The following is a 26,471-nucleotide window of genomic DNA, read 5'->3' as shown; positions in this document are numbered from 1 at the left end:
CTCTTCACTAAGCTTATGATTTTAACTGCTGCAGGTCATCAGCTGTAAACTCATAGACCTCATTGCAAAAATGGCAGGTAGCTGTTGCTCCTTTGTCCTTTTCAATCATATCCTGAATTTCATCATTTCCTAAGCTTGTAATCGCATTTGCCAAACGTTCTCTGGAGCATTCACATTGAAAGGAAACAGGCAGCGTTCCTAATATTTTCATATCCCCGCCTTCTAAAATAATGTCCAGAATCTCTTCCGGTGTTTTTCCTTCTCTGATCAGTTGTGAAATCGATGGAATCTGTTGAATCCTTTCCTCCAGTTGACTGATAATTTCATCACTTGCTCCTGGCATCACTTGAATAATAAAACCGCCAGCTGCCAATATGGATAAATCCGGATTGACGAGAACACCAGCGCCTACCGATGAAGGGATTTGTTCAGAGGTAACAAAGTAATAAGTGAAGTCCTCACTAATCTCACCTGAAACAATAGGGGTTTGTCCAGTAAAGAAGTCCTTCAGTCCCTGGTCCTTCACGACACTGATAAAGCCTTCTGTTCCAACGGCTCTCCGTACATCCAGTTTTCCTTTTTCATTTAAGTCAAAATCCACATGCGGATTTTGAACATATCCACGTACTTCTCCTTTGGCATTGGCGTCCGTAATAATTGCACCAACCGGACCGTTTCCTTCCACCTTAACGGTCAGTTTGTCATCCCCTTTTAACATGGCGCCCATCATTGCTGAAATGGACAAGGTACGTCCCAGAGCTGCTGAAGTTGTTGCCCATGTATCATGTCTGCTTGTAGCCTCATTAACCGTTTCTGTAGACTGAATTGCAAATGCACGTACATATCCATCAAATGCTGTTGCTCGAACTAAATAATCACTCATATCATCAAACAATCCTTTCACCTTTTACATTTCCTTACTACTTTTTGTTCCCTTGTATTAAAACATTTATCAATGTCTTTTTCCAAGATAAGCTTACACGAAATCATCATACCATATTGTTTATAAAAAGGATTTTCATTTGCTTAAACTTAAACAAAGGCGGAAGCGCCCGTTTGTCCAGCTGCGGCTCCTAGGTCAAAGCGGATATAAGCCAAAGCCATTACGTGGCCAAAACCATGCCACTCCATGTCTTCGTCTTATCCCGCATGACCTGAACAGTCGCCTCCGCTTTTCTCTGTCCAGCTGCGGCTTCCAGGCCCAAGCGGTCATAAAAAAAGCTCCAGTCATCGTTTTGACTGAAGCCTTTTTTTGTGAAATTATTTATTGTCATGATCATCTGAAGTTTGATCTGACTCTGTGTTTTGGTTGGTGTCTTCAGTCTTCTCTTCCTCATCTTTAGACTGAATGTTCACCCTTACGTCATCCTGTTTAGCTTCGTTGTTATCAGAGGATTCGCCTTCTTTCACTTCATCCTCTTTAACCTCTTTTACAACTTCAGGTAAACGTCCATCTTCAAACAGGCTCTTAATTTGATCAGCATCCAGGGTTTCTACATCAAGCAACGTTTCTGCGATTAAGCGGTGTTGTTCCTGATGTTCAGTCAGGATACTTTTCGCACGATCGTAACATTCATTAATGATTCTCTGAATTTCAGTGTCAATTTCATAAGCAATTTTATCACTGTAATTTTGATCGTTTTGAATGTCCCGGCCGAGGAATACCTGGCCACCTTGGTTACTACCAAACTGCAATGGTCCGAGTTTTTCACTCATACCATATTCGGTAACCATCTTGCGGGCAATATCAGTCGCACGCTGAAAGTCATTATGGGCACCTGTGCTGACCTCACCAAACGTGATTTCTTCAGCTACACGCCCACCCAGAAGTCCTGTGATTTTATCCAGGAGTTCCGGCTTGGTCATGAAGTAACGATCTTCTCTAGGCAGCATTACGGCATATCCTCCCGCCTGACCGCGAGGAACGATTGTTACCTTATGGACCATATCCGCATCATCGAGTACCATTCCAATAATTGTATGTCCACTCTCGTGAAAGGCCACAATATTTCGTTCTTTATCCGAAATGACACGGCTCTTCTTGGATGGACCTGCAATGACTCGGTCAATAGCCTCATCCACATCTTCCATTTCAATGACACTTTTATCCGCACGAGCAGCTACCAGGGCTGCTTCGTTTAATAAGTTTTCTAAATCTGCACCAGAGAACCCTGGTGTACGCATCGCAATGGTTTTTACATTGACATCATCACTAAGATGTTTGTTTTTGGCGTGTACTTGTAATACTTCTTCACGACCTTTAACATCCGGGCGATTAACCGGAATTTGCCGGTCGAAACGGCCTGGACGTAATAAGGCAGGGTCAAGAATATCAGGACGGTTAGTAGCGGCAATGATAATAATTCCTTCATTTGCACCAAATCCATCCATTTCAACAAGCAACTGGTTTAAGGTTTGTTCGCGCTCATCGTGTCCGCCTCCAAGTCCTGCACCACGCTGACGGCCTACTGCGTCAATCTCATCAATAAAGATGATACACGGGGAGTTTTTCTTGGCATTTTCAAATAAATCACGTACACGGGAAGCACCAACACCTACGAACATTTCCACGAAGTCTGAACCACTTATGGAAAAGAACGGTACACCAGCTTCACCAGCTACAGCTCGTGCAAGCAAGGTTTTACCGGTTCCCGGAGGTCCTACAAGCAGAACACCCTTAGGAATTCGTGCACCAATTTTTGCGAATTTACGTGGATCTTTCAGGAATTCAACAACTTCAACTAATTCCTGCTTTTCCTCGTCTGCTCCAGCTACATCTTTAAAACGAACATTTTTCTTATCTTCACTGTAAAGTTTAGCTTTACTCTTCCCAAAGTTCATCATCCGGCCGCCGCCGCCCTGCATTTGATTGAGCAGGAAGAAAATTAAGAAGAATATAATAATAAATGGAATAATTGAGGTGAAGAAGGTTACCCAAGCACTAGGCTCTTCTTTTGGCTCAACGTCCATTTCAATTCCTTGTTCTGATGCCACATTATCAATAGTTGAAAATATTTCTTCATTTGCAGGTATTTCTGCTGCAAAAGCAGTGCTATTATTATCTTCCTGTGACATATCACCAGTAATGGCGTAAGCATAATTTGTATACTGAGCGGTCATTTCTTCTATTTGACCGTTATTTAACGCCTCTTTAAATTCAGTGTAAGTTAATTGTTTGGTTTCCTGATTCGGGCCGTTAATTAAGCTCACGATGCCAATTACCACTAAGAAGATAATTAAGTAAAATATCGTATTGCGGAATACCCGGTTCATTTCTTACCTCCTCCCAAGCGAGAAAACTATAATAAATAGTACCATATTAAATTCCTGATACTCAACTGATAACCCTCTTTAAATATTTAAACAAAGAACATTGGTTTCATGCATAAAAAATATGGATTATTTCATGGAATATACTTCAGGCTTTAGTACACCAATGTATGGTAAATTACGGTATTTTTCCTGATAATCAAGTCCATAGCCAACCACAAAGGCATCCGGCACTTCAAAGCCTGCCAAGTCTGCTTTGATTTTCGCCTGCCGTCCTGTCGGCTTATCAAGCAGGGTTACAATTTTAATCGAATTAGCTTTACGATACTTAAATAAATCGACTAAATAACTTAGGGTCAGCCCGCTATCAATAATATCTTCAATAATGAGGATATCTCTTCCTTCTACTTTTGTGTTTAAATCCTTAATAATTTTCACTTCACCGGTCGACTTCATTCCCCCATCGTAACTGGAGACATCCATAAAGTCCATTTCCAGATAGGTTTCAACCCTCTTCAGCAAATCAGCCATAAAGGGCAATGCACCCTTAAGCACACCTACAGCCAGCGGGAAACGATCCTGATACTCGTCTGTTAATTGATCCGCAATGACTTGAATCTTTTTCTGAATCTGGTCTTCGGTAATTAAAATTTCCTCTATGTCGTTATGCATTTCCAAAGCTCCTCCTATTTTATGTATTCAATATTTATGTCTTAAATAAATCCGAAGCCACTTATTATTGGAGGGACTACTTATAACATCCCCTTTTTTCAGTCCCAATAACCAAATAATTTTTCCCATGCTATCTGTGATAATTGGCCACTCTTCCCGCTTGTGTCCGGGAATTTTTTCATCAATAAAGATATCTTTAATCTTTTTACTGCCTCCCAGACCCCGAATTCTAATCCTGTCACCTTTTTCCCGTGTTCGAATAATAAGCGGAAAAGACAGGTGCGAAACATCACAAACAAATTCAAACGGGCTTGATTCTTCCGGCCTTTCACCTGCTTCTTCCACTTTTACATCCAGCTCTCTTCCATCCGGTAAAATAATCGTTTCACCAGGATAAACCTCCTGACGATACGTCCGGATTTCCTTGGATTTAAACGTCAGTAGTAATTGATGATAGGATTTTATTACTTTTAATCCACCGGGAAAATCAAGGTGAAGGTTAGGTCTTTCTGTCTCCAAAAGCTGAAGAAGTTTCTCTGCATGAATCGCTGAATAGTCTTGTCCTTTAGAACGATAGAGATACCTTAATATTAGATGAAAGGCCCTTCTTTGTAAAGGACGTGCATAAGTCTGAAACCGTACCAGATCAATCGTTTTATCCTCCCCATCTTTGCCTGTGCTGACGGTCTGATCAACCGCTTTTTGAGCTTCAGCCAATAAAAATTCTTCATCTTCCTGCAGGGATTCACTCATTGTCTGCAGACTTTCATGAATACTTGGATTGTACCTTTTGATAAAGGGAACCAGGCGTTTACGAAAAGCATTCCTGGTATAAGCTTCATCTGTATTGGTTTCATCATAACGCGGCGACAGCTGATGATGATGGCAATAATCCTCAATTTCCCGCTTGGTTAAGCATAAGAAAGGGCGAATAATCCATCCGTTTGCAAAACTCCTCTTATAAGGGATTCCCTTAGGAAGAACTCCCCGCGTCAGCTGCATAAACATGGTTTCCGTCTGGTCATCTCCGTGATGTCCCATAGCAAGGACAGGATGATGGGACTGCCTGATCTCATTCTCAAAAAATTGATAACGGACCTCTCTGGCTGCTTCCTCCACACCTGCCTTATGCTCTCTTTGATACTTTGCCACATCCAGGCTTTTTGAAATACATGCTACATTCCACTCCCGGCATAGCTTCTCAACAAATTGAACATCCTGCCGGGAGGCCTCTCCTCTCAGCCTGTGATCCAAGGTCAGGGCCGTAATCGATAGCTGGTAACGCTCCCGAATAGAAGTGAAAAAATGGAGAAGGGCCAGGGAATCGGCACCACCGGAAACCGCAATAAAAATAGGATCTCCACTCTGAAACAATTGGTGTCGATGACAGAATGATAAAACTTTATCTTCCAGCAATCCACCCACTCCATTTCCTGCTCTGCTTATCCATATTCATATGGTACCACTACTAAACCAAGAACTAAAGTTAAAAAGTAGAGATGACCTGCAAAAGTAAATAGAAGACGTAGAGCACCCCAGTTACCGTAGCAATTCCCAAAGATTCCAACCATTTCGGAGGGGAGGATTTTTGCTGTACAGAGGTATAGCTCTTTTGTTTCGATGTTGCAGCAGACGGTTGACTTCTCGGTATTGGCTGTTTTCTTTTTTCCGCAATTTTCTGGGCCAGCTCTTTCTGCATTTGAGCGCTTGATGAATATTGTCCACGCAGGGCTTTCTCAAGACATGTACGATATGATCTGAGCTGTTGGTTTGCTTTTATTTTATTCATTAGTGTCTGATAGGGCTGATGACCTTTATCAAATCGATCGGGATAGTAAACCTGTATCATCACCATCGCAACGGCAAACAGATCATAGGCCGGGTCAGCTTTCCGTGAACCAAGCTCCCAATACCCCCGATCATAGAACTCTGTATACTCTTTTATTGCCCGGCCCTGTTTTGTGGTTCCGCCAACATCTATCCACCGAAGTCTCGATGGAGAATGAGTGACAATTAAATTTTCAGGCTTTAAATCCCCAAAAACCCAGCCAATCTGATGCAATTGATGTAAATCTCCCAGCAGCTGAATCATCATTATCCCGAGCCAATCATCACCTTTTTGCTGAATAAACGAATTCAGACTCTGGCCCTTCAGGTATTCCATCACATAAAACGAATAGGAATCCGCTTGTTTTGGCACCCAATCATCCACATCAATTAAAGAAGGCCCGAGACGCTTTCCCTGGGCCTTTTCAAATGCTTTTAATACATTCACTTCTGTTGTAATCGCTGAGGGTTGATGACTGATTTTTAATGCGACCGACCGCTGGTTATAAAGGGCTAAATATACAGTCCCTATAGCACCGGAACCAAGGACTTTTACAATTTGATAGGTATTTTGATGCCATTTTCCTCTTATTTTTGTACCCGGACGTAAATTAAAAACCGGTTTCTTCGTAGATATCCCCATTTTCTGAACTCCATCCCTCTAATTTTGGTGTGGATTGGAAATGATGGATAGCTTCTTTTAGTGCAGGACCAGTAGGTGTAATTCCTCCGCTCGTTAATTTAGGAAAAACAGACGAGATATTTTGCAGTTTATTCGTCCATGGCATGATTTCATTGACAGGCTGCTTTTTACCAGGAAAACTGTAAATCGCAAACCGATTTTTCCCTGTTCTTGCATTTAAACTTAAAGATAAATCCTCTAATGATTCTTTTACAGTTGCCAATTTAGGGCTCATGCTGGCACTTGTATCTACTAGAATTAAAACCTCCAAATCACTGGTTTCTCCTAAATCTTCTACAACCTCCATCACTTCTCCGCGCTTTTCCGGTGGCAAATCTTCCATAGATTTCTCATCACCAAGTATTTGCTGAAGCTCCTGATTCACAACCCCTTGCAGTGTCTGGGTCATGGCCTGCTTCGTAACCATCTGAACCGTCTGCGATAAAGCCTGTGCGTATACAATTCGACTCACACCACCACCAGCTGACGAAATGTCCTCTACTTCTTCCAATCCCTCCGGCTGCTCCGAATCATCATCCTCCAGCACACCAATTACATTTACCGAAATTCCCTGCTGATAGGCAATTGAACTGATAGAAGCCGGATCTCCCCTTGATTCGAACAACCATCCGTAATTAATAGAATCTGTTTAATCGTACCTTTCTTCATGCAAATCCCTCCTAAAATCTACTACCATCCTTGCCCAGAAAAAAAGAAAATATACACAGAAAAGCGAAGGCGCCTGGTCAGGTCCTGCCGTATAAGCAAAAGACATGGAGTGGCGTGTTTTTTGCCACGTAATGGCTTTTGCTTATGTCGGCCTGGACCTAGGAGCCGCAGCTGGACAACGGAAAAGCGGAGGCGACCGTTTAGGCCCTACGGCATAAGCAGAATATCCGGAGTGGCCGCTTTTGGCCATGGAGGGTATTCTGCTTATGACCGCTTGGGCCTGGGAGCTGCAGCTGGACAATAGAAAAGCGGAGGCGACTGGTCAGGTCCGACAGCATAAGCATAATTCACGGAGTGGCCTGCTCTTTGGCCGCGTAGTGGATTATGCTTATGTCTGCTTGGGCCTGGGAGCCGCAGCTGGACAACAGAAAAGACGCAGTAACTTTACTGCGCCTTATGAAGCGGAAAGGAAGCCCATTTCGGAATATGTTCTTCCAGTTTGGCTACCAATACGGTCATATCATCATCAATTTCACCGGATTTGGTCCTCACAACCTCCTCCAGGATAATATCCGCTATGGCTTGCGGATCATTGGTTTCTATACTTTTAATCTTCCTTCTCAGCCACATATCCACATTTTCTACATGATCAGGTCCTTCAAAGATTCCGTCGCTCATCATAATCAGAATATCATCCGGTTTCAGCTGCTCACTAACCACATCCACATCAAATTCCTTAATAATACCGATTGGCAGATTCCCTGCTTCTACCTTAATGATATCTGAGGTCCGTCTGACAAAGCTCGGTGTGGACCCGATTTTCAGAAACTTTGCCCCTGCGTGGTGGAGATCAATAACTGCTAAATCTAAAGTAGAGAAAATTTCATCTGTGGTGCGTAAGGACAATATGGAATTAATCGATTTTATCGCAACCTTTTCATCAATTCCTGATTGCAATATCTGTCTTAATAACCGTAATGTCTCCATACTCTCCATATAGGCCCGTTCTCCATTACCCATGCCATCACTTATCGCCAGCGCATATCTGCCACTTCCAAGTTCCATCGTTAAATAACTGTCTCCGGAAATTAATCCCCCACCTTTTGCCGCGTGGGCAACGCCGGTTTGAATATTGTACTGTCTTGCTGATTTAAAGGTAAAATAACCATAGCCATTAGGAAACGGGGATACTTCTTCCTTATCAACAATAACCGTTTCCTCCAGAATATCCGACAGAGCCGGGGCAATGACTTTTGATCCTTCTCCATGGTAATCATAAAAAGACAGGTTCATTTCGATATCAATATTGCCCGGATCCAGACTATAAATATCCAGCTTCTCAATTTCAAAGTCCAGATTCCGAATAGCCTGTACAATTTCCTGCTCCTGCTGCTCATGAATTTGCCGTTCCTTCATAATTTCCTTAGCAAAATTGTCCATGACATCGGAAACGCCTCTCAATTGTTCCGCAACAAACTTTCGACTTTCTTTCACCTGTTTTTTCAGACGCTGATTAGCCTCGTAAAAGGAGAGCTCATTTTTCATGGTTTCATAAACTTTCCCGGATTTTACACAGTGATTTTCAAAATCTCTTTTTAATTTTCGTTTGTTATCAAAGGTTCCTTTTTCCATCTCAGCCATAATCTCAGTCATATAGTCGTAGGTCTGGTCAAATTTATGTACCCAGCAGCTTTCCTTTTTGAAACAGGACTGGCACGTTTTCTCTGTTACGTTGCTTAGAAAATAATCTCGTTCTTTTCCATCCTGCGTCTGAGGGGTAACCCCATCAATTCGCGAAAAGCTTTTGGAGAGAGCCTGAAACATATCAGAAAATGTTTCCACTCTTTGTGCTGTCACATCCCTGACCTTTTGCAAATATTGCTGCTGCTCTTCTGTATGTTCATTTGTTCCTGGAATATATCGGGCCATTTTACGAATCCATCCATCAGGTGTCGCAAAAAATAGTGCAATGGCAAGGCCCGTCTCAATCATAACCGGTCTAAATGGGGCCCCCTGACCTTCTCCATAAATTCCAATTAAAAGCGTGGCGACAAACAAGCCTAAGCCTACTCCAATTTTCTTACCATCCTTTAAAAGTCCGCCCAGCAGACCGGCAAACGCTAACAAACTCATTTGATACAGACTCGCAACATCGGCAAGACTCAGAACCAGCCCTGTCACTACACCTACTGTTGATCCGATAGCTGCACCGGCAATATAAGCCAGTAATAACACGACATAACGGGAAAAGACCTGTTCCACCGATGCATCAAGAACAATCCAGCCGATCATTCCGGTCAACACCGAAGCCAGCAAAATCATCATGCAGACAATTTCCTCATTTTTTAAATCTTTTTTTACTGCACTTGGTGATAATATCGGCACACTCTGCATAAAAATGAGAACAAGAATCACGCTTAAACTGGATTCTACGATGGATAATACCCACTGGTAAGTTTCCATTTGCCCCGTCAGATAAGATCCGGAAATTCTCGGTATGATGCAGGAAATGAAAACAAAAACAGGAAGCCATTTTTGCTGATTGGTGGTTTTTCTGAAAATACCCGCAAGAACACAAAATAAAAAGATACTGCTAAGTAAGAACAGGGAATGCTCCCAATAAATCGTCAAGCTGCCGGCCAGTACGGCAAAAGCTACTTTTAAGGATAATTTCCGTCTGATCATCCAAATTGAAGCAAAGAAAGCAACCGCAAAGGGTGAAACCGATTCAAGGATAATGGCTCTGCCTAATAAAAATCCAGCAAATAAAAGAAGCCAACCCTCTTCAATAAGTTTTCGCTGTGAAAGTTCTTTCGTCTTCCTTTTAGCATTTATCAAAGCAAAACGAAGCTGCTGGTATAATGATTTTGATTGATTTCTTGTTACAGATTCAATCATGGTCGATCACTCCTTTACCTATTGATTTAACCACATAACAACTAATTTTTTTGTCAAAACAGGAGGACAACCATAAAAAAATCTTCGACGTCTTTCTGAAAATGATTTTTCAATTCAACAAGAAAAAAAGAACGTTTGATTCATTTGAAACAATGTGTGTCATAATCACTCGACATCATCAAAATTTTACCAGTCTTTTTCACTGATAACGTAAAAGTGGACAACCAGAATAATGCTGGATAAAAATCAATAATGGATGGTTGACACAATATACATCCTGTTGTATTATATTTTTTGTGCGTTTCAGATATAAACTATTGGCGGCGTAGCTCAGCTGGCGAGAGCGTACGGTTCATACCCGTGAGGTCGGGGGTTCGATCCCCTCCGCCGCTACCATATTATCTTTCTTTTACTACGGCCCGTTGGTCAAGTGGTTAAGACACCGCCCTTTCACGGCGGTAACACGGGTTCGAATCCCGTACGGGTCATACGAAAAGCGAAGGCGACTGGTTAGGTCTAGCGCGATAAGACGAAGACATGAAGTGGTTTCTAGACACGGAATGACTTTGGCTTATGTCCGCCTTGACCTAGGAGCCGTAGCTAGACATAAGAAAAGCGAAGGCGCTAAATAGAAAAACCCCATTTCAGGACAAGAAGAGTCTCTGGAATGGGGTTTTCATCATATAAAGAAGATTTGCCGGGCCTATTGAACAAAGGAAATCAACCGTATGATTCAGTATGAAGCAGAAGCTATGCTAATAGACCGTATATCTTTTTTAGCATTAAAAAAGCCCGGGATTTACATTCCAGGGCTTCTCCTTATATCTATTTACGTTAAATGATTCATTTTGATTTTATACAGTCAGACAGCAAGTTAACCTTTTTTAGCACCACGTCCACCACGTTTAGATTCCGTGTTCTTTCTTAAAGAAGCTAAGCGATCTTCACTGTCTTTAAGAAAACGGTTCATTTTGGCTTCAAATGATTCACTGCGTCTCTTTGGATTTCCACGTTTTTTGTTGTTGTTAGGATTTTTGTTTTCCTTTGCTTTTTTAATGGAAAGTCCAATTTTTCCTTCACTTACATTAATAACTTTGACTTCTACTTCGTCTCCTACTGTCAAAAACTCATGAATGTCCTTGACATACTTATCTGCTACCTCGCTAATGTGAACTAATCCTGTAGATCCATCAGGCAGTTCTACAAAAGCTCCAAAATTTGTGATGCCTGTTACCTTGCCTTTCAGCTTGCTGCCTACTTCAACTGACATAAAAAAAATGCTCCTCCTTAGAATTTTAAAAAAGTGTACTTCCTATATATTATATATATGCACTTAAAAAAGTGTCAATAAGACGACTCATCGTCGGGTACATTAAAGATAATTTCCCCGTCTTTTGAAAGAAAATAGTCCTTCCTGGCAATTTGTAAAATGTAATCTGTATCATTTAATAAGTCAATTTCCTGTTGCAGGTTCTTTTCTTTTACTTCTAGTTTATCCAATTCTTCATTTAATTGTTCATATTCACTGACTTTTTCTTTATACAGTTCACGCTGATTTAAGTGAAAGGTGATTAAATAAGCAAATACACTCACTGCAACAATTGCAAAAAGGGTTAAGCGACGATAAAGACGCTTTTTTCGCTTATTTTGCCGCTCTACATATGCATCATATTCTCGTACATAATTTGAATCCAGTCTGGTTACTCGTTTATTAGCCGAACTCATCGTCGATTTACCTCCTTTTTGCAAAAATGGATTTCCAAATGTCAACCAGGTTATTTATTATTTTACTACAAAGTTCCAAAAAAGAAAGAATATATTTTTTGACATTCTCCGGAATAAGCTTTTTTATTTGCTTCCATAGAAATATCAGAGGTCTTCTGAATAGCTTCCATGGAATTAACAGGACCCAGATTACAGCCGTCCAGAAAAGAGTTAAGAGGTAGGTAAGCACCTTTAGCATCCAGGAAAGCGGGGCGATCACCAAACGTTGAATGAGCCTCCGCAATACTTGCCAGGTGGTAACGGAAAACTGAATGAGATGCTCCAAAACCTTTAAATACCATACCCTTAGAAGCGCTTGATAAAACGCAAAACCAAAAATAAGGGCTAACCAGATATAAAAGCGAATTTGTCCATAATTCGTTAAGTATAAGATATAAAATATAATTAAACCCTGCAAAATCCAGAACAGAATCTCATTACAATAATGAATCCAAGGCTTTCGCTTTTTTCGATCATTGAATCTGTGAAAGGTATCTGCAGCCATCCCAAGGTAAATTCCGCTACCGGCCATCACAAGCATGGTTATAAACTGCAGGGATAAACTCATTTAAATAGCTTGCTAAAGAGACCTTTAGCTTTATCTCCCTGCTGGTCGTCTATATATGATAATTCATATACCCGCCCCTTAATGGATACTAAAGTCTCGTCCAAATTTAAATTCTTCATATGCAGGTTTTCGCCGCGTACAACCAGGTAGCCAAACGAGGTTTGAAGTAAAAATTCTTCATTATCAAAGCTATCTACTTCTTTAACTCCTGTAATTTCAAGCTCTCTTCGGTTCAGTACCTTTACATGATGTTCCTGTGGTTCTCTTGTGCTCGGATAAAATTGGTTTTCATAATTCATATACTCGCCCCTCCTTATCATTAAAAATCTATGATAGAAAGGACAAGTATAGAACTTAAAAGTTTATATTTTTTAAATGGCCGTATTCGCACGGGTTGTTCCCTCAAATATAAGCTTTTAATAGATATTAAGTGAAACATCGATGGGGGGATTACGGCCCGTTAAGGCGTGAAAAAACTAGTCCTGATGAACGGGCTCTTCCTTTACAACTGTATAAAGACTCTGAGCTTCATCTTTCTTTACAGTTTCACGGAGATCGTTTACTTTTACGGTCAGCAGCTTCTGACCAAAGCGTATGGTTAACTCATCCCCTGCGGATAGTTTGGTTGATGCTTTAGCAGGCTGTCCGTTTAATTGAATTCTTCCCTGTTCAGCTACTTCCTTAGCTAATGTTCTTCTTTTAATTAAACGTGAAATTTTTAAAAATTTATCTAATCGCATAGACTTTACCTCTCTTTTTCGTTAGACTTTGCTTCATTCCAGAGTTGATCCATTTCCTCTAAAGTCATATCATCCAGGGTTTTCCCCTGTTCCTTTGTCCGCTTTTCGATAAATTGGAAACGGCGCTTAAAGGTTTGATTACTTTGCTGCAGGGCAATTTCAGGATTTATTTTATAATGTCTGGCCAGATTAACGATGGAAAACAGGATATCTCCCAGTTCCTTTTCCATTTCGGTAGTTGTTTGTTTCGCTAAGGACTGCTTAAATTCCTTTATTTCCTCCATAATTTTATCCAAAACAGGTTGAAAGTCCTCCCAGTCAAAACCAATTTTAGCGGTCTTCTTTTGCAGTTCATAAGCAGTCAGTAATGCCGGAAGTGACTTCTCAATATCATCGACAATCGATTCTTCCTCAAATCCGCCTTTTTCATCCCTTTTTATTTCATCCCAGGTCTTAACTACTTCATCAGAGGTATTCAGGTTTACATTCCCGAAAACATGCGGATGCCTGCGAACCATTTTATCGGTAATATGCTGGATTATATCATCTACACTGAAATACCCCTCATCTTCACCAATTTTCCCATGAAGCATAACCTGAAGGAGAACATCCCCTAATTCATCGGTAAGCTTTTCATCATCCTGTTCATCAATGGCCTCAATCACCTCATAGGCCTCTTCAAGTAAATACGGACGCAGGGATTCATGGGTTTGTTTGCGATCCCACGGACATCCATCAGGCCCTCTTAAAATCGCAATGACCTCACGAAGACGGTTGAATTGGTGATGACGCAATTCTGGAGGAGCCGGGGGTACATAAACGCTGATTAAATTACTTAAAGGCACGGAACGATCCAATTCAAACAGAGGAACCTCTTTGATCCACTCCTCCTCGCTCCCTGCTGCATGTACAACGGTAACAGGATAATCGTCCGGCAAATCCTCCATTAACGTTAACTTTACTTCCGAGGCAATCATTTGATCATATACCTGGGTAAATACAACGTGCTGGTCAAATTGTACTTCCAAGCGTTTAAATGATGTTGCATCCAGAAATTGAAACCCTTCGACAGGATCGATTCGCAGACTGGCAAATAACGCGTCGAGATAGCTTTGACCCTGTCCTATGTGGATCTGCACAGCCGGATCCTGTTCAGCCTTGTCCAGTAAAATTTGAACGGCTCTTTCCGCCAGCATCGGGTGTCCCGGTGTGGTATAAATGACCGGAGAACTCTCTGCTGCCTGTAATAGATTCTGAACAATTTCCTGATAAACAGGCTCAAATGAATCATGCTTTTCATATACGTCATCAAAGGATTGAAACTGTGCCCCATCCGCTTCCAGTGACTTTATAACAGGATGATCCATCGTCCGTGTATGGACAACTGACTCAGAGGAAACCAATTGACGATAGACCCCCAGCGGAATCTGATTGATATCTCCTGCACCTAATCCTAAAATCGTAATCTTTTTTTTCATGGTCTTCTCCTCCTGACAACCCACTCGGTTAATTGCTTTCCATACGGGAAGAGCCGTAATTCCCTCAGGGTAAACCCTCCACTCCAAATGAGGGCTCCAAAGTACGATAGGGCCCCCAGACTGCTGCTCGCCATAATATATCCTAAAACATCCATTCGATGGTTCACTTCACCATTTAAGAATAACAGCTTCATCATGAGGACGATGATTACCATTATACTTAAAGAGAAAACAAAGGATTTCCAGGGTAAAATCCGGCGATAGGAAAGGCTTGTATATCGTTTAAACAGCAAAGCAAAGGCTGCCGCCAAAATCAGCACACTCACAACTGAAGCCGTTGCCGCTCCCTGAATACCGAAAGCAGGAATCAATAGGACATTTAGTATCCCTTTCATTACGACGGCTAGTCCAAACAAGAGTGCCTGTCTTTTCACAAAACCGAGCCCCTGCAAAAATGTCGACAGTGTCAGCGTGATCGATACCAATAAAATCATAACCATAAAGATTCTCAGCGCCTCTGTACCCACATTTGTTTTAAATAACAGAATATTAGTCGATGGAAAAATTAAAATGATTCCTATGGTTGCTGCGGTTGCAAAAAGCAATGTAAATTTTATGGCTCTTTTTACCGATTGCTCCTCTAATTTTACGGCACCCCTGGCTTTCATTTTTGAAATAGCTGGTATCAGCGCCAAGGATAAGGAGGATCCAAACACCACTCCTAATTGAACTAAGGGCTGTCCCCGATCATAGATCCCTTTTTCCGCTTTCGCCTCATTTAAGGTCAGTCCATACTCCTGTAATCCAGGTATAATCGTAAACACATCCACAAGCTGTAACAGGATGAGCAGCATATAATTTAATCCCGCAATCATACTTGTTTCAAAAAGAACTTTTATCATTCTTCTGATGGAGATCATCTTCATGGAAAAATGAATCTGGTGTCGCCTGTAGAAAAACAGAAGCGATAGAACCAATATGAGTACTGCTGCACAAGCCGCAATAGAAGAAGATAATGCTGCCCGGCTTCCTATATCGTAAAGAGATTTCCCTTGCTGAAGAAAAGTATACGTAAACCATAAAATGAGCCCGATCCGTACAAGCTGCTCACCCGTTTGAGAAACAGCTGAAGGGCGCATATCCTCTGCACTTTGGAAACTTCCCCGTAAGAACGAGGTAAAGGGGATGAGCAAAAAAAGCAACGAAGCAAACTGAATGGGTACCTCTAAATGGGGATCACCCATCCACCCCGCCATTCGATGAGCACCGAAATATAAAAACAGAAATACGATTCCATTAAGGAAAAACAAAAATATAAAAATCGGGATATATAACGTAATGTGACTTCCCGAATGCTTTTCCTGCCTAGTTTCCAGGTTGAACGTTGAGATGGCTGCAGGATAACCATAAACAGACATCATCCACGCAATGGTGATAAAGGGATACACCTGCTGATAAATATAAAACCCCGTATCTCCTGTTAAGTTTTGAAGCGGAACACGATATCCTGCACTTAAAAGCTTTCCTAATATTCCTGCTGCCGTTAATAGCAATGCTCCCTTAAACACCTGTCTATGACTCATAACGTTCGCCTTTCCTCTTCTCTATGTATGGCATCATTATAGCACAGGAGCCATCTTTCGTTACAATACGGGGAAAACATCGAAAGAGGACTAACCCAATGATGAGCCAGCCCTCTAATAAACTGATTAATCCATTTGTCTTGCTAAAAAGCCTGCTGCCGTCTCAGCCGCTTTCTTCTCAGCTTCTCCTAACGCCTCCTCTGAGGTTAATACAACACAGCCTACGGGGTCCCCATTAGCTATGATTGGAGCCATCACGTACGAAGAAATGGTTTCTTCCTGTCCTTCAAGAAATTCAATGCTTTGTTCATTACTTTCTGAAACGACATTACGATCTTCCATAATCTTTTCTATATGAGATCCAATTTTTTTGTTTAAGTACTCTTTTTTCGAGCCTCCCGCTACAGCAATAAATTCATCCCGGTCGGATATAAAAACGGCATGTCCCAATGTGTCAAATAAAGCCTCTGCATACTCTTTCGCAAAATCACCTAATTCATTTATAGGAGAATATTTCTTAAGAATGACTTCTCCTTCACGGTCAACAAAAATTTCAAGAGGATCGCCTTCCCGAATACGCAACGTTCTTCTAATCTCCTTTGGTACAACAACTCTTCCCAAATCATCGATGCGTCGAACAATACCTGTTGCTTTCATTTACTCACTCAATCCTCGCTTTCTTGGATGTGATTACGTATGGTGACTTTCTCTTGCACCGTTTCGTAAAGTTAGTATTTAACAACAAGGGCAAACTATACACAAGTTGGTAAAAATTAAGGCAGAAAAGCGGAGGCGACTGGTCAGGTCTGGCGGGGTAAGACAAAGACATGAAGTGGCATTAGCCACGGAATGGCTTTGGCTTATATCCGCGCAGACCTAGGAGCCGCAGCTGGACAGAAAAGCGGAGGCGACTGGTCAGGCATGGTGGAAGGTGTGTGAAGGCCTTAAGCAGGAATTCATGAGCTTTAATGGCCTTCAAACTAACCGTATACCCACGTTTACCCAAACATCCATGTATATTTAGGAAGAAGCGACCTCCTGCTGTTTCACACGAGGCAGCTTTGTCAGAAACTCGGAAATCACATCGTAGCGTTTGTAAGCATGATCCCGGCTGAATTTAAATACCATTTTCAGTTTATTGTTTTCTGTTCCAAGCTGAATTAACCGGCCATATTCATTGGCTAGTTCAAACAGCTTCGATCCATCTACCTGCTGACTTTCTTCCCCATCCATAAGAAGCTCAACATTTAACTTCTTCTCGGTTATGGATTCAATACGCTCCTGTCTGGCCATAATACGAAGCTTGGTAACTTGCAGGAGGTTTTCCACTTCTTTCGGGTATTCACCGAAGCGATCCATCAATTCATCCTGAAGATCCAGAATCTCATCCATTTTTTCAACAGCCCCAAAACGCTTATACATATCAATTTTCTGTTTTTCGTCTTCTATATAAGAAGGTGGTATATAAGCATCGAGGTTGACATTGATCTCTACGTCAAATGGCTTGGCTTCTTCATAGGTTTTTCCTTCTTTTTTCGCATCGATAGCATCCTTAAGCATCTTGGAATACATATCAAAACCTACAGAATCGATAAATCCGTGCTGTTCTGCACCTAACAGATTTCCTGTTCCACGAATGGATAAGTCACGCATCGCAATCTTAAATCCGGAACCAAGCTCGGTAAATTCTTTTATCGCCTGCAGTCGTTTTTCGGCCACCTCTGTCAGCACTTTATTCTGCTGATGAGTGAAGTACGCATACGCAATCCGATTCGATCTACCCACGCGCCCCCGTAACTGATAGAGCTGACTCAGTCCCATTTTATCTGCATCGTAAACAATCAGAGTATTTACATTCGGAATATCCACACCTGTCTCAATAATCGTTGTACTGACCAGAACATCCGAATGCCCCTCTAAAAAGTCAAACATCACATTTTCCAGCTGATTTTCATTCATACGCCCGTGGGCAAACGTCACCCGGGCATCCTCTACTAACACATCAATTTCGGCAGCCATTCGTTCGATGTTTTCCACACGATTATAAAGAAAGAAAACCTGACCTCCGCGGGAAAGCTCCCTCTCTATAACCTCCCGAACAAACTGTGGATTATATTCAATCACATACGTTTGAATAGGGAACCGATTTTCAGGCGGTGTTTCAATGACAGATAAATCCCTGACACCAAGCATGGACATATGTAGGGTACGCGGGATTGGTGTTGCTGTTAACGTTAAAACATCAATATTGGTTTTAAACTGCTTAATCTTTTCCTTGTGCTTCACCCCGAAGCGCTGTTCTTCATCCACAATTAACAAACCGAGGTCCTTGTATTGAATATCCTTGGATAAAATCCGATGAGTTCCGATGACAACATCCACCAGACCCTTTTTCAGACCGTCTATCGTTTCCTTTTGCTGCTTTCTTGAACGAAAACGACTTAAAAGTCCTATGTTAATGCCATAATCCTGGAACCGCTCCTGGAAGGTTTCAAAATGCTGCTGAGCCAGGACGGTTGTTGGAACAAGGATCGCTACCTGTTTTTCATCCAGAATGGCTTTAAATACCGCACGGATCGCAACCTCTGTCTTCCCGTAGCCAACATCCCCGCAAAGCAGACGGTCCATCGGTCGCGACTTCATCATATCCTGTTTGATTTCCTCAATACAACGGAGCTGATCCTCTGTTTCTTCATAAGGAAAAGCCGCTTCAAATTCTCTTTGCATGTCATTATCTTCAGAGAATGCAAAGCCCTTCGTCCGTTCCCGTTCGGCATAAAGTTTGATTAAATCATCGGCAATATCTTCAACTGAGGATTGGACCCGATTTTTAACCTTTTTCCATTCACTTCCGCCCAGCTTATACAGCTTAGGTTCCTTTCCTTCACCAGAACCCACATATTTCTGAACGAGATCAATCTGGTCAATGGGTACATAAAGCTTGTCATCACCAGAATATTTTATAAGTAAATAATCTTTATGAAGTCCATTTAGCTCCAGTGTTTCAATCCCTACATATTTGCCAATACCATGATTGGCATGAACGACATAATCCCCGATTTTTAGTTCCTGATAGCTTTTGATCCGCTCTGCATTGGAAATCTTCTGCCTTCTTTTCGGGCGTTTCGTTTGTTTTTTAAATAGCTCCTGTTCAGTGATTACGGCAACACGAAAGAGTGGAAGTTCAAAACCTCCACTTATCTGTCCTTCTACAATGGTTGGTGTTTTTAAAGGAAACTCAATTCCCTGATCAGCAACTCTGGCCTCCATCCCGTAATCTTCCAGAACAGACTGCACCTTCTCTACCCTGTTTTTGGTAGGAGCCACAATAAACACAGAAAAGCCCGCTTTATCCCATCTGTTCAGTTCACTTTTCAGCAGGTTCATTTGCCCGTGAAATTCCTGCATAGCACGGCAGGAAATATTAATTAAATTTTCCGGATTTGTATTGGCAATATGACGTAAAAAGACCGACATATACAGCTTGGAATACCCTGTTAATTTTTCCTGAATATCGTTCCAGGAAAAAGAGACGCTGAGGTCACGCACCATTTTATTCTGCTCCAGCAAATTTGCATACCAGTCTGCTTCCTCCTGATCCAGTCTGGTGGCTGTTTCTTCCACTCGACTCATTTCATCAATGACAACCAGTCCATTTTGCGGAAGGTAATCTATCAAACTAGCGGCCTGATCATAAAATAAGGAACTATACTTATAAATCTCCTGAAAGGTTTCGCCATTTTTTAGCCGTTCAATATCATAATCAATATTTTCCACTAATTCCTTCTTAGCGTTATCGTCCTTCATTTTCTTTAAGGACTGACTCAGGGCCTGTTCCAGTCTTTGTGCACCCGTCAGTCGCTCCTCGTCCGTCAGCAGGACCTCCTCAGCTGGTCCAACTGTAATGGATGACAGTTTTTCATTAAAAGAGCGCTGAGAATTCGAGTCAAAATAACGAATAGAGTCGACTTCATCATCAAAGAGTTCAATTCTGACCGGGTATTCACTTGTCAGCGGAAACAAATCAATAATGCCCCCGCGAATACTGAATTCACCCTTAGCCGAAATCATATCCTCCCTGCGATAACCCATTTCAACCAGGGATTGTGTATAATCATTAATAGAAATGGTCTCACCAACTTGGAAGGAAAGCTGTGACTGTTCCCAGCTTTTTATAGGAGGCAGTATTCGTTTGCAAGCAGCTATAGGAGCAATAAACACTCCTTTTCGCTTGTGAATCCATTGGTTTAACGATTCCATCCGCTGGCTTAATAGCTCAGGACTGGCAACAGCAATTTCTGATGCCATAAGTTCATTAACCGGATACAGGTAAACATCTTCCTCATGACTTAAATCTAATAAATCCTCATAAAGTGCCTGAGCCTGACTTAAGTGGTGGGTCAGAACTAAGACCGGCTTATCCAGTGATTCATTAAGCAAGGAAATAAAAACACTGCGAGCTGCCCCGGACAGACCTGACACGAGCTGCTCTTTCATTCCTGATGAAAAGCCTGAAATAATGGTTTGTATATCATTTTGTTCCTGAAGGTAGTTTTTTAAACCCTGCAAACCTTACTCCCCCTTAAGACGTACAAAAATGCTTTGGTGGACCAACACCAAAGCTTGTTTTTTCATTCCATCGTGCTGCTATTGAATAAAGCTGTCAAGTTCATGATAGTCTGGATGATTGTTTAATGCATCCTCACAATGGTCACAGATGGCCTTAACCTCCATATGACCATCCTTTGTGTAATCAATCATTTCATTCCGCTCTTCATTGGAAAGAATATGAAGACCTAGATCTTCCTCATGAACATATGGTTGCTGAAGTTCTCCAATTTTATCTCCGCAATGGCGGCAACGGTAAATAACAGCCATTACCAACCCTCCCTCGGTACAAACTTATTAAAAGTTTGCCCGTGGCAGCGGGATCTTATACAGTCAAATATATTAAGAATTGAAATGATTCATGACTTCTAAAAATGGTTTTTCCAGCCACATTTCACAGGCTTCTGCTGCACTTTTCACACTATCCTCAACTTTTGGCTTCTGTTCCTCTGTAAATTTGCCTAATACATAATCAATAATCGGTACATTCGTTTCTGGTCGCCCAATGCCTATACGTATGCGTTTAAAATTTTTTAGTGTCGTCTGGTCAATAATATTGCGTATGCCATTGTGTCCACCATGTCCACCCTTTTGCCGCAGACGAATCCTTCCTGCGGGCAAATCCAGATCATCATAAACAACCAGCAAATCCTCAATATCCAGGTCATAAAAGTCCATAAACGGGCGGACAGCTTCCCCTGATAAATTCATATATGTAAGCGGCTTTAAAATAAGCACTTTTTCACCGTTCAAATGTTCTATCGTATATAAAGCATTATATTTTTCTCTGTTTAAGGACCAGTGATTTCTCTCTGCCAGATAATCAATCACCTGAAATCCAATATTATGTCGGGTGTTTTCAAATTTAGAGCCCGGATTACCCAGTCCCACAATACATTTCATTGCTTTTCCCTCTTTCAATCCCATAATTGGTGTACGATCTTCTTAAAGTGTAAAAAAGGCCAAATTAGGAATTTGGCCCCTTTTTTACTATATTACGTATTTATTCTTCTTCATCATCATTGCTTTTCTCATTAATGACTTCTGGCTCTGCCGGCTCTTCCTCATCGGCGCCTTCCTCATCAGTATTTGCATTTTGAGGAGGCAGAACCGTTACGATTGTCGTTTCATCGTCACTCAGAATTTCATAGTCCTTGCTGCCTTTTAAGTCCCCAACAACAATTCCTTCTCCAATTTTCAGTTCAGAAATATCTACATTAATCACTTCAGGAATTTCATTAGGTCTGGCACGAACATGAAGCTCATGCAGGGTCTGCTGCAGTACGCCTCCATCTCTTACACCTTCTGAATCTCCTTCTAAGTTAATAGATACTTCTACATCTACAACTGAAGACTTGTCTACCAGGTAAAAGTCAACATGAATAATTTCACCTTTGAGCGCATCAGACTGATAGTCATATAACATGACATCTAAAGGCTTATTCCCCTGAACCTCCAGAGAAAATACGGAGTTACGACCCTCTTCACGAACGGTTTTAATCAATTCCAGGTTATTTACCGAAACAGTTATAGGTTCTTTTTCCTTACCATATACAACCGCTGGAATAAATCCATTTTGGCGTAATTCCCTATTATTTGATCGACGTAGATCCTTTCTTTCATTAGCTTTAATAGTTGCTGTCATAACTTCATCAACCTCCAAATTTTTACACTGATTTTATTTTTTCCTTTTCCTTTCTTTGATAAACCTCTATGGTTCTTCATGAAACAATGAAAAAATTATGTTTATTCTTTGGTGTTGATTCTTGAATACTGACTTTCTAAAAAGCTCTTATCGGGACATTTGCTGCTTTTTCCGCCGTAAAAAGCAAATCTGCTTTCCTGCCACAAATCATCTACGCTTCTCTTTTCCAGCTGGTCGTCTCCGTATTTTTTATTCAAACAAGTCACTTACAGATCTAAGTTCATGGACACGGGTAATGGCCTCACTGATTAATGGTCCAACAGACAATTGGGTAACCTTGTCTATTTTTTTGCTTTCAGGAAGTGGAATCGAGTTGGTTACCACTAATTCCTTAATCTTGGAATTCTGAACACGTTCAATTGCTGGACCGGAAAGAACAGGATGCGTACCACAAGCATATACTTCTTTGGCACCATTTTCAACTAAGGCATTTGCAGCCAGGGTAATCGTGCCCGCCGTATCAACAATATCATCCACTAAAATAGCGGTCTTTCCTTCAATATTACCAACAATATTCATAACCTCGGAAACGTTTGGCTTCGGTCTGCGTTTATCAATAATGGCGATGGGTGCCTTTAGCAGATCAGCCATTTTGCGGGCCCGTGTTACGCCTCCATGGTCAGGAGATACAATCACAGGGTCATCGATACCTTTTTTACTAAAGTACTCTGATAAAATGGTTACACCCAGTAATTGGTCAACCGGAACATCGAAAAAGCCTTGAATCTGGGGAGCATGTAAATCAAGGGTAATAAGGCGTGTTGCTCCTGCAGTCATTAATAAGTTCGCCACAAGCTTTGAGGTAATCGGTTCTCTTGAACGGGCTTTTCGGTCCTGTCTTGCATAGCCATAATACGGGATGACAACATTGATCGTCTTTGCAGATGCTCGTTTTAAAGCATCAATCATGATGAGCAGCTCCATCAGGTGGTCATTTACCGGATCAGAGGTGGATTGAATCACATACACATCACAGCCTCTGATGCTTTCCTCAATATTAATCTGTATTTCACCGTCACTAAATGTTTTTACAGAACACTTTCCCAATTCTGTACCTATATTCTCCGCGATCTCCTGAGCAAGATCCGGATTGGAATTCAGGGTGAAAACCTTTAAGAATGGGTCTTTGTATGTGTTAGGCATCTTTATTTGGACCTCCAATTACTTTTTTCTAATATTTTTAAGTCTTTCCACGTAGCCTTCCTTATTCGTCTGACGGGAGCGGGCAATAGATAAGGATTCTTCAGGCACATTCTTGGTAATGGTGGAACCTGCTGCTACATAGGCACCCTTTTCAATCGTAACCGGCGCGACAAGGTTGGAGTTACATCCAATAAACGCCCCGTCTTCAATAATGGTCTTATGTTTATTTTCCCCATCATAATTTACTGTTATCGTGCCACAGCCAATATTAACCTCTTTGCCTACCTCAGCATCCCCGACATAACTCAGATGTGAAGCTTTACTTCCTTCTTCAAACACGGACTTTTTTACTTCTACAAAGTTGCCGATTTTCACGTTGTTTTTAATATCAGATGATGGTCTTATATGTGCATATGGTCCAATTTTAACATATTCTCCAATTTTACTATCATGGGCTACACTTTGCTTAATCGTTGTTCCAGATCCAATTTCACAGTTTTTAATTTCGGTGTTGGCTCCAATAAATGCTTCCGTTCTAATTACTGTAGAACCATCAATGTTACAGCCGGGTTCGATGGTGACATCCTGTTCAATTTTTACATCCGGACCAATATAGGTATGTTCAGGATCAATCAATGTGACTCCATTACGCATATGACCTTCATTTATCCGAATTCGCATATGCTTTTCCGCACGGGATAAGGCTACACGGTCATTAACACCCATTGTTTCCGCAAAGTTATCGGTCTGGTAGGCAGCAATTTTTTCACCCTGTGATTTTAAAATTTCAATCACATCAGGCAGGTAATATTCCCCTTGTGCATTATCATTGGAAACATCCTTGAGGGCGTTAAAAAGAGCCTGATTATCAAAACAGTATGTACCTGTGTTAATTTCCTTTATGGCAAGTTCTTCTGGTGATGCATCTTTGTGTTCAACAATCTTTTCTACCTCATTGGCTTCATTCCGTACTACACGACCATAGCCTGCAGGGTCGTCGGCTCCAGCTGTAAGTACAGAAACCTTGGCCTCTTCCTTTTCATGATGGGAAACAAATGCTTCTAACGTTTCCGCTGTAAGTAAAGGAGTATCCCCACAGACAACAAGTGTGGTGCCTTCCTTGTCACTTAGCAATTCCTCAGCCTGCATCACAGCATGCCCCGTACCAAGCTGTTCCTCCTGTATCACAAATTCCGTGGCATCCCCCAGCTCATCTTTGACCTTTTCCGCGCCAAATCCAACCACAGTTATCAATTGGCTAAGCTTTAATTCATTCAGCTGATCGGTTACATGCTGAACCATCGCCTTCCCGCACACGGGGTGAAGCACTTTATATAAAGAGGACTTCATTCTTGTACCCTGCCCAGCAGCTAAAACCACTGCAAATCGTTGTGACATTCAGTACCCTCCATCCACAATTCCTGTAATCTTATATCTAAAATTTAGTATGTATTGACTCCCTCATATTATAGCAAATTATAAAGCAAACATGAACTAAAAATACAAGGGGAGCGTATAGAGCCGTAGCTTGATAAATAAAAGCGGGGAGGAGCAAAAAAAGAAGCCTAATCCCTTAAGATTAGACTTCGCTTCGCTTCATTTAAGAGGCACCAGCTTCTTCATATTCAACTTCTTCTCCTGCACGATCATATTCTGCCAAAACAGCGTCCTGAATTTTGCCACGAGTATTAGAATTAATAGGATGTGCTATGTCCCGAAATTCACCATCAGGAGTACGCTTACTTGGCATCGCTACAAACAAGCCATTGTTACCGTCAATGACACGAATATCGTGCACAACGAACTCTTGATCCAAGGTAATTGATGCAATTGCCCGCATTCTTCCATCTGTGTTGACGCGGCGTAATCTTACGTCAGTTACTTCCATTATGTCTCACCACCTTTTCCCTTAGAACTTATATGCAATATTCCACAAATGGGCAAAAATTCCTTCCAATTTTTAAAATTTTTTTATAAATTTTGCAAATCTAAAAAAACACAGCTTCATATATGAAACTGTGCTCCTCTTTAAAGGTCAAAGTAATTTCCTTTTAAGGCCTCAATTTTATTACCCTTTATGTCCACGTCCTGTATTTTTATTAAAGAAATATAGTCATTTACGACCCGTTCTTCTTCCTCATCCTCTGCTTCGGCCAAAACACCTATCCCTTGTACATTTGCATTGAATTCTTTTAAAAGACTTTGCATACCCGTAATGGTGCCCCCGGCCTTCATAAAATCATCAATAATACACACATTTGATCCTTCCGGCAGGCTTCGCTTGGATAACACCATCGTTTGTATTTTTCTTGATGAACCAGAAACATAATTAATACTTACGGTAGATCCCTCCGTCACTTTAGGATCCCGTCTAACAATAATAACTGGCACATTCAGAATATTGGCTGTTGCATAGGCTAACGGAATACCTTTTGTTGCAACAGTGACAATATAATCGATTTCTTTATCCGCAAAGGCAGTAGCAAATATCTTCCCTAAGTTGCGCATCAGTTCAGGATCCCCAAGCAGATCACTCATAAATAAATAACCACCTGGAAGAATACGGGCCGGGTCCTCCAGACGATTACACAGTTCATTGATAAACTGTTCACTGTTCTCATTTGAATATAAAGGGATATATTTTACTCCTCCGGCAGCACCGGCAACCGTTTCAAGCTTACCAATTCCCTGGGCCTTAAACATTTGATCGACAATATCCAAATCCTCGCTTATGGAAGACTTTGCTGCATCATATTGCTCCGAAAAAAACGGCAATGAAACAAGTCTTCTCGGATGATTGATTAAATAATTAGTCATTGCAACGAGTCTTTCACTTCTTTTCATGGCTCACACCTCATAAACCG

Annotated in this window: 22 protein-coding genes, 2 tRNA genes and 2 pseudogenes; 2 read left to right on the top strand and 24 right to left on the bottom strand. The window is 41.4% G+C overall.

Annotated features, from left to right (window positions below; all coding sequences use genetic code 11):
* Nucleotides 1-13: 13 nt before the first annotated feature.
* The 7 genes and pseudogenes from hslO to spoIIE form a co-directional block, all read right to left on the bottom strand.
* Nucleotides 14-883 (bottom strand): Hsp33 family molecular chaperone HslO, encoded by an 870-nt coding sequence (hslO, locus tag ACZ5OK_RS17960; protein WP_343843975.1) that lies wholly within the window; start codon nucleotides 881-883, stop codon nucleotides 14-16.
* A gap of 377 nt (nucleotides 884-1,260) precedes the next feature.
* On the bottom strand, nucleotides 1,261-3,273 hold the full coding sequence (ftsH, locus tag ACZ5OK_RS17955) for an ATP-dependent zinc metalloprotease FtsH (RefSeq protein WP_343843972.1): 2,013 nt from the start codon (nucleotides 3,271-3,273) through the stop codon (nucleotides 1,261-1,263).
* Between the two features lie 126 nt (nucleotides 3,274-3,399).
* Complete coding sequence (gene hpt, locus ACZ5OK_RS17950) at nucleotides 3,400-3,942, bottom strand: hypoxanthine phosphoribosyltransferase (protein WP_044153590.1); 543 nt, start codon at nucleotides 3,940-3,942, stop codon at nucleotides 3,400-3,402.
* Nucleotides 3,943-3,969: 27 nt separating this feature from the next.
* Entirely contained in the window at nucleotides 3,970-5,367 is a 1,398-nt protein-coding gene (gene tilS / locus ACZ5OK_RS17945) for a tRNA lysidine(34) synthetase TilS (protein ID WP_343843967.1), read from the bottom strand.
* 61 nt (nucleotides 5,368-5,428) lie between these two features.
* Nucleotides 5,429-6,412 carry a serine/threonine protein kinase gene (locus tag ACZ5OK_RS17940; RefSeq protein ID WP_343843964.1) on the bottom strand — a complete coding sequence of 328 codons (984 nt, stop codon included), beginning with the start codon at nucleotides 6,410-6,412 and terminating at the stop codon, nucleotides 5,429-5,431.
* Nucleotides 6,381-7,120, bottom strand: a pseudogene (locus tag ACZ5OK_RS17935) (vWA domain-containing protein). The gene ACZ5OK_RS17940 and the pseudogene ACZ5OK_RS17935 overlap by 32 nt, the downstream one beginning before the upstream one ends.
* Nucleotides 7,121-7,564: 444 nt before the next feature.
* A complete protein-coding gene (gene spoIIE / locus ACZ5OK_RS17930) occupies nucleotides 7,565-10,018 on the bottom strand; it encodes a stage II sporulation protein E (RefSeq protein ID WP_343843960.1) in 2,454 nt (817 codons plus the stop codon).
* A gap of 319 nt (nucleotides 10,019-10,337) precedes the next feature.
* Between spoIIE and ACZ5OK_RS17925 the strand changes: the two genes are divergently transcribed.
* Together ACZ5OK_RS17925 and ACZ5OK_RS17920 are read left to right on the top strand one after the other, a co-directional pair.
* Nucleotides 10,338-10,414, top strand: a tRNA-Met gene (locus tag ACZ5OK_RS17925).
* Between the two features lie 20 nt (nucleotides 10,415-10,434).
* Nucleotides 10,435-10,506: transfer RNA gene (locus tag ACZ5OK_RS17920), tRNA-Glu, on the top strand.
* A 386-nt stretch (nucleotides 10,507-10,892) separates the two neighbouring features.
* On the opposite strand, the gene ACZ5OK_RS17915 is transcribed toward ACZ5OK_RS17920, so the two are convergent.
* From ACZ5OK_RS17915 to purR, 17 genes and pseudogenes are all read right to left on the bottom strand, one after another.
* A complete protein-coding gene (locus tag ACZ5OK_RS17915) occupies nucleotides 10,893-11,288 on the bottom strand; it encodes a S1 domain-containing RNA-binding protein (RefSeq protein WP_343843958.1) in 396 nt (131 codons plus the stop codon).
* A gap of 74 nt (nucleotides 11,289-11,362) precedes the next feature.
* On the bottom strand, nucleotides 11,363-11,743 hold the full coding sequence (locus ACZ5OK_RS17910; RefSeq protein WP_343843955.1) for an FtsB family cell division protein: 381 nt from the start codon (nucleotides 11,741-11,743) through the stop codon (nucleotides 11,363-11,365).
* A 65-nt stretch (nucleotides 11,744-11,808) separates the two neighbouring features.
* A complete protein-coding gene (locus ACZ5OK_RS17905; protein ID WP_343843952.1) occupies nucleotides 11,809-12,084 on the bottom strand; it encodes a hypothetical protein in 276 nt (91 codons plus the stop codon).
* Between the two features lie 14 nt (nucleotides 12,085-12,098).
* Nucleotides 12,099-12,350 (bottom strand): annotated as a pseudogene (gene yabQ / locus ACZ5OK_RS17900) (spore cortex biosynthesis protein YabQ); the annotation flags it as partial.
* Entirely contained in the window at nucleotides 12,347-12,649 is a 303-nt protein-coding gene (gene yabP, locus ACZ5OK_RS17895) for a sporulation protein YabP (RefSeq protein ID WP_044153579.1), read from the bottom strand. The gene yabP and the pseudogene yabQ, both read right to left, overlap by 4 nt.
* A gap of 177 nt (nucleotides 12,650-12,826) precedes the next feature.
* The gene (locus ACZ5OK_RS17890; RefSeq protein ID WP_343843949.1) at nucleotides 12,827-13,090 is read right to left on the bottom strand and encodes an RNA-binding S4 domain-containing protein; all 264 of its coding nucleotides are present in this window, start codon (nucleotides 13,088-13,090) and stop codon (nucleotides 12,827-12,829) included.
* Between the two features lie 5 nt (nucleotides 13,091-13,095).
* Nucleotides 13,096-14,568, bottom strand: a complete 1,473-nt coding sequence (gene yabN, locus ACZ5OK_RS17885; protein WP_343843946.1) for a bifunctional methyltransferase/pyrophosphohydrolase YabN — start codon at nucleotides 14,566-14,568, stop codon at nucleotides 13,096-13,098.
* A complete protein-coding gene (locus ACZ5OK_RS17880; protein WP_343843943.1) occupies nucleotides 14,565-16,151 on the bottom strand; it encodes a putative polysaccharide biosynthesis protein in 1,587 nt (528 codons plus the stop codon). Before ACZ5OK_RS17880 ends, yabN begins: the two co-directional genes overlap by 4 nt.
* A 126-nt stretch (nucleotides 16,152-16,277) precedes the next feature.
* Nucleotides 16,278-16,808: a stage V sporulation protein T gene (gene spoVT / locus ACZ5OK_RS17875; protein WP_343843940.1), complete on the bottom strand. Its 531-nt coding sequence runs from the start codon at nucleotides 16,806-16,808 to the stop codon at nucleotides 16,278-16,280.
* A gap of 363 nt (nucleotides 16,809-17,171) precedes the next feature.
* Nucleotides 17,172-20,720 carry a transcription-repair coupling factor gene (gene mfd / locus ACZ5OK_RS17870; RefSeq protein ID WP_343843937.1) on the bottom strand — a complete coding sequence of 1,183 codons (3,549 nt, stop codon included), beginning with the start codon at nucleotides 20,718-20,720 and terminating at the stop codon, nucleotides 17,172-17,174.
* 78 nt (nucleotides 20,721-20,798) lie between these two features.
* Nucleotides 20,799-21,029, bottom strand: a complete 231-nt coding sequence (locus tag ACZ5OK_RS17865; protein WP_343843934.1) for an anti-sigma-F factor Fin family protein — start codon at nucleotides 21,027-21,029, stop codon at nucleotides 20,799-20,801.
* A 72-nt stretch (nucleotides 21,030-21,101) separates the two neighbouring features.
* Nucleotides 21,102-21,662 (bottom strand): aminoacyl-tRNA hydrolase, encoded by a 561-nt coding sequence (gene pth / locus ACZ5OK_RS17860; RefSeq protein ID WP_343843931.1) that lies wholly within the window; start codon nucleotides 21,660-21,662, stop codon nucleotides 21,102-21,104.
* 100 nt (nucleotides 21,663-21,762) lie between these two features.
* The gene (locus tag ACZ5OK_RS17855; RefSeq protein ID WP_343843929.1) at nucleotides 21,763-22,404 is read right to left on the bottom strand and encodes a 50S ribosomal protein L25/general stress protein Ctc; all 642 of its coding nucleotides are present in this window, start codon (nucleotides 22,402-22,404) and stop codon (nucleotides 21,763-21,765) included.
* A 249-nt stretch (nucleotides 22,405-22,653) separates the two neighbouring features.
* The gene (locus ACZ5OK_RS17850; RefSeq protein WP_343843927.1) at nucleotides 22,654-23,607 is read right to left on the bottom strand and encodes a ribose-phosphate diphosphokinase; all 954 of its coding nucleotides are present in this window, start codon (nucleotides 23,605-23,607) and stop codon (nucleotides 22,654-22,656) included.
* A gap of 18 nt (nucleotides 23,608-23,625) precedes the next feature.
* Nucleotides 23,626-25,005: a bifunctional UDP-N-acetylglucosamine diphosphorylase/glucosamine-1-phosphate N-acetyltransferase GlmU gene (glmU, locus tag ACZ5OK_RS17845; RefSeq protein WP_343843924.1), complete on the bottom strand. Its 1,380-nt coding sequence runs from the start codon at nucleotides 25,003-25,005 to the stop codon at nucleotides 23,626-23,628.
* 202 nt (nucleotides 25,006-25,207) lie between these two features.
* Nucleotides 25,208-25,495 carry a septation regulator SpoVG gene (spoVG, locus tag ACZ5OK_RS17840; protein ID WP_044153562.1) on the bottom strand — a complete coding sequence of 96 codons (288 nt, stop codon included), beginning with the start codon at nucleotides 25,493-25,495 and terminating at the stop codon, nucleotides 25,208-25,210.
* A gap of 140 nt (nucleotides 25,496-25,635) precedes the next feature.
* The gene (purR, locus tag ACZ5OK_RS17835) at nucleotides 25,636-26,451 is read right to left on the bottom strand and encodes a pur operon repressor (protein ID WP_343843920.1); all 816 of its coding nucleotides are present in this window, start codon (nucleotides 26,449-26,451) and stop codon (nucleotides 25,636-25,638) included.
* Nucleotides 26,452-26,471 lie beyond the last annotated feature (20 nt).

Source organism: Salinibacillus aidingensis, from assembly GCF_055393355.1.
This window is presented reverse-complemented; position numbering and strand designations above follow the sequence as displayed.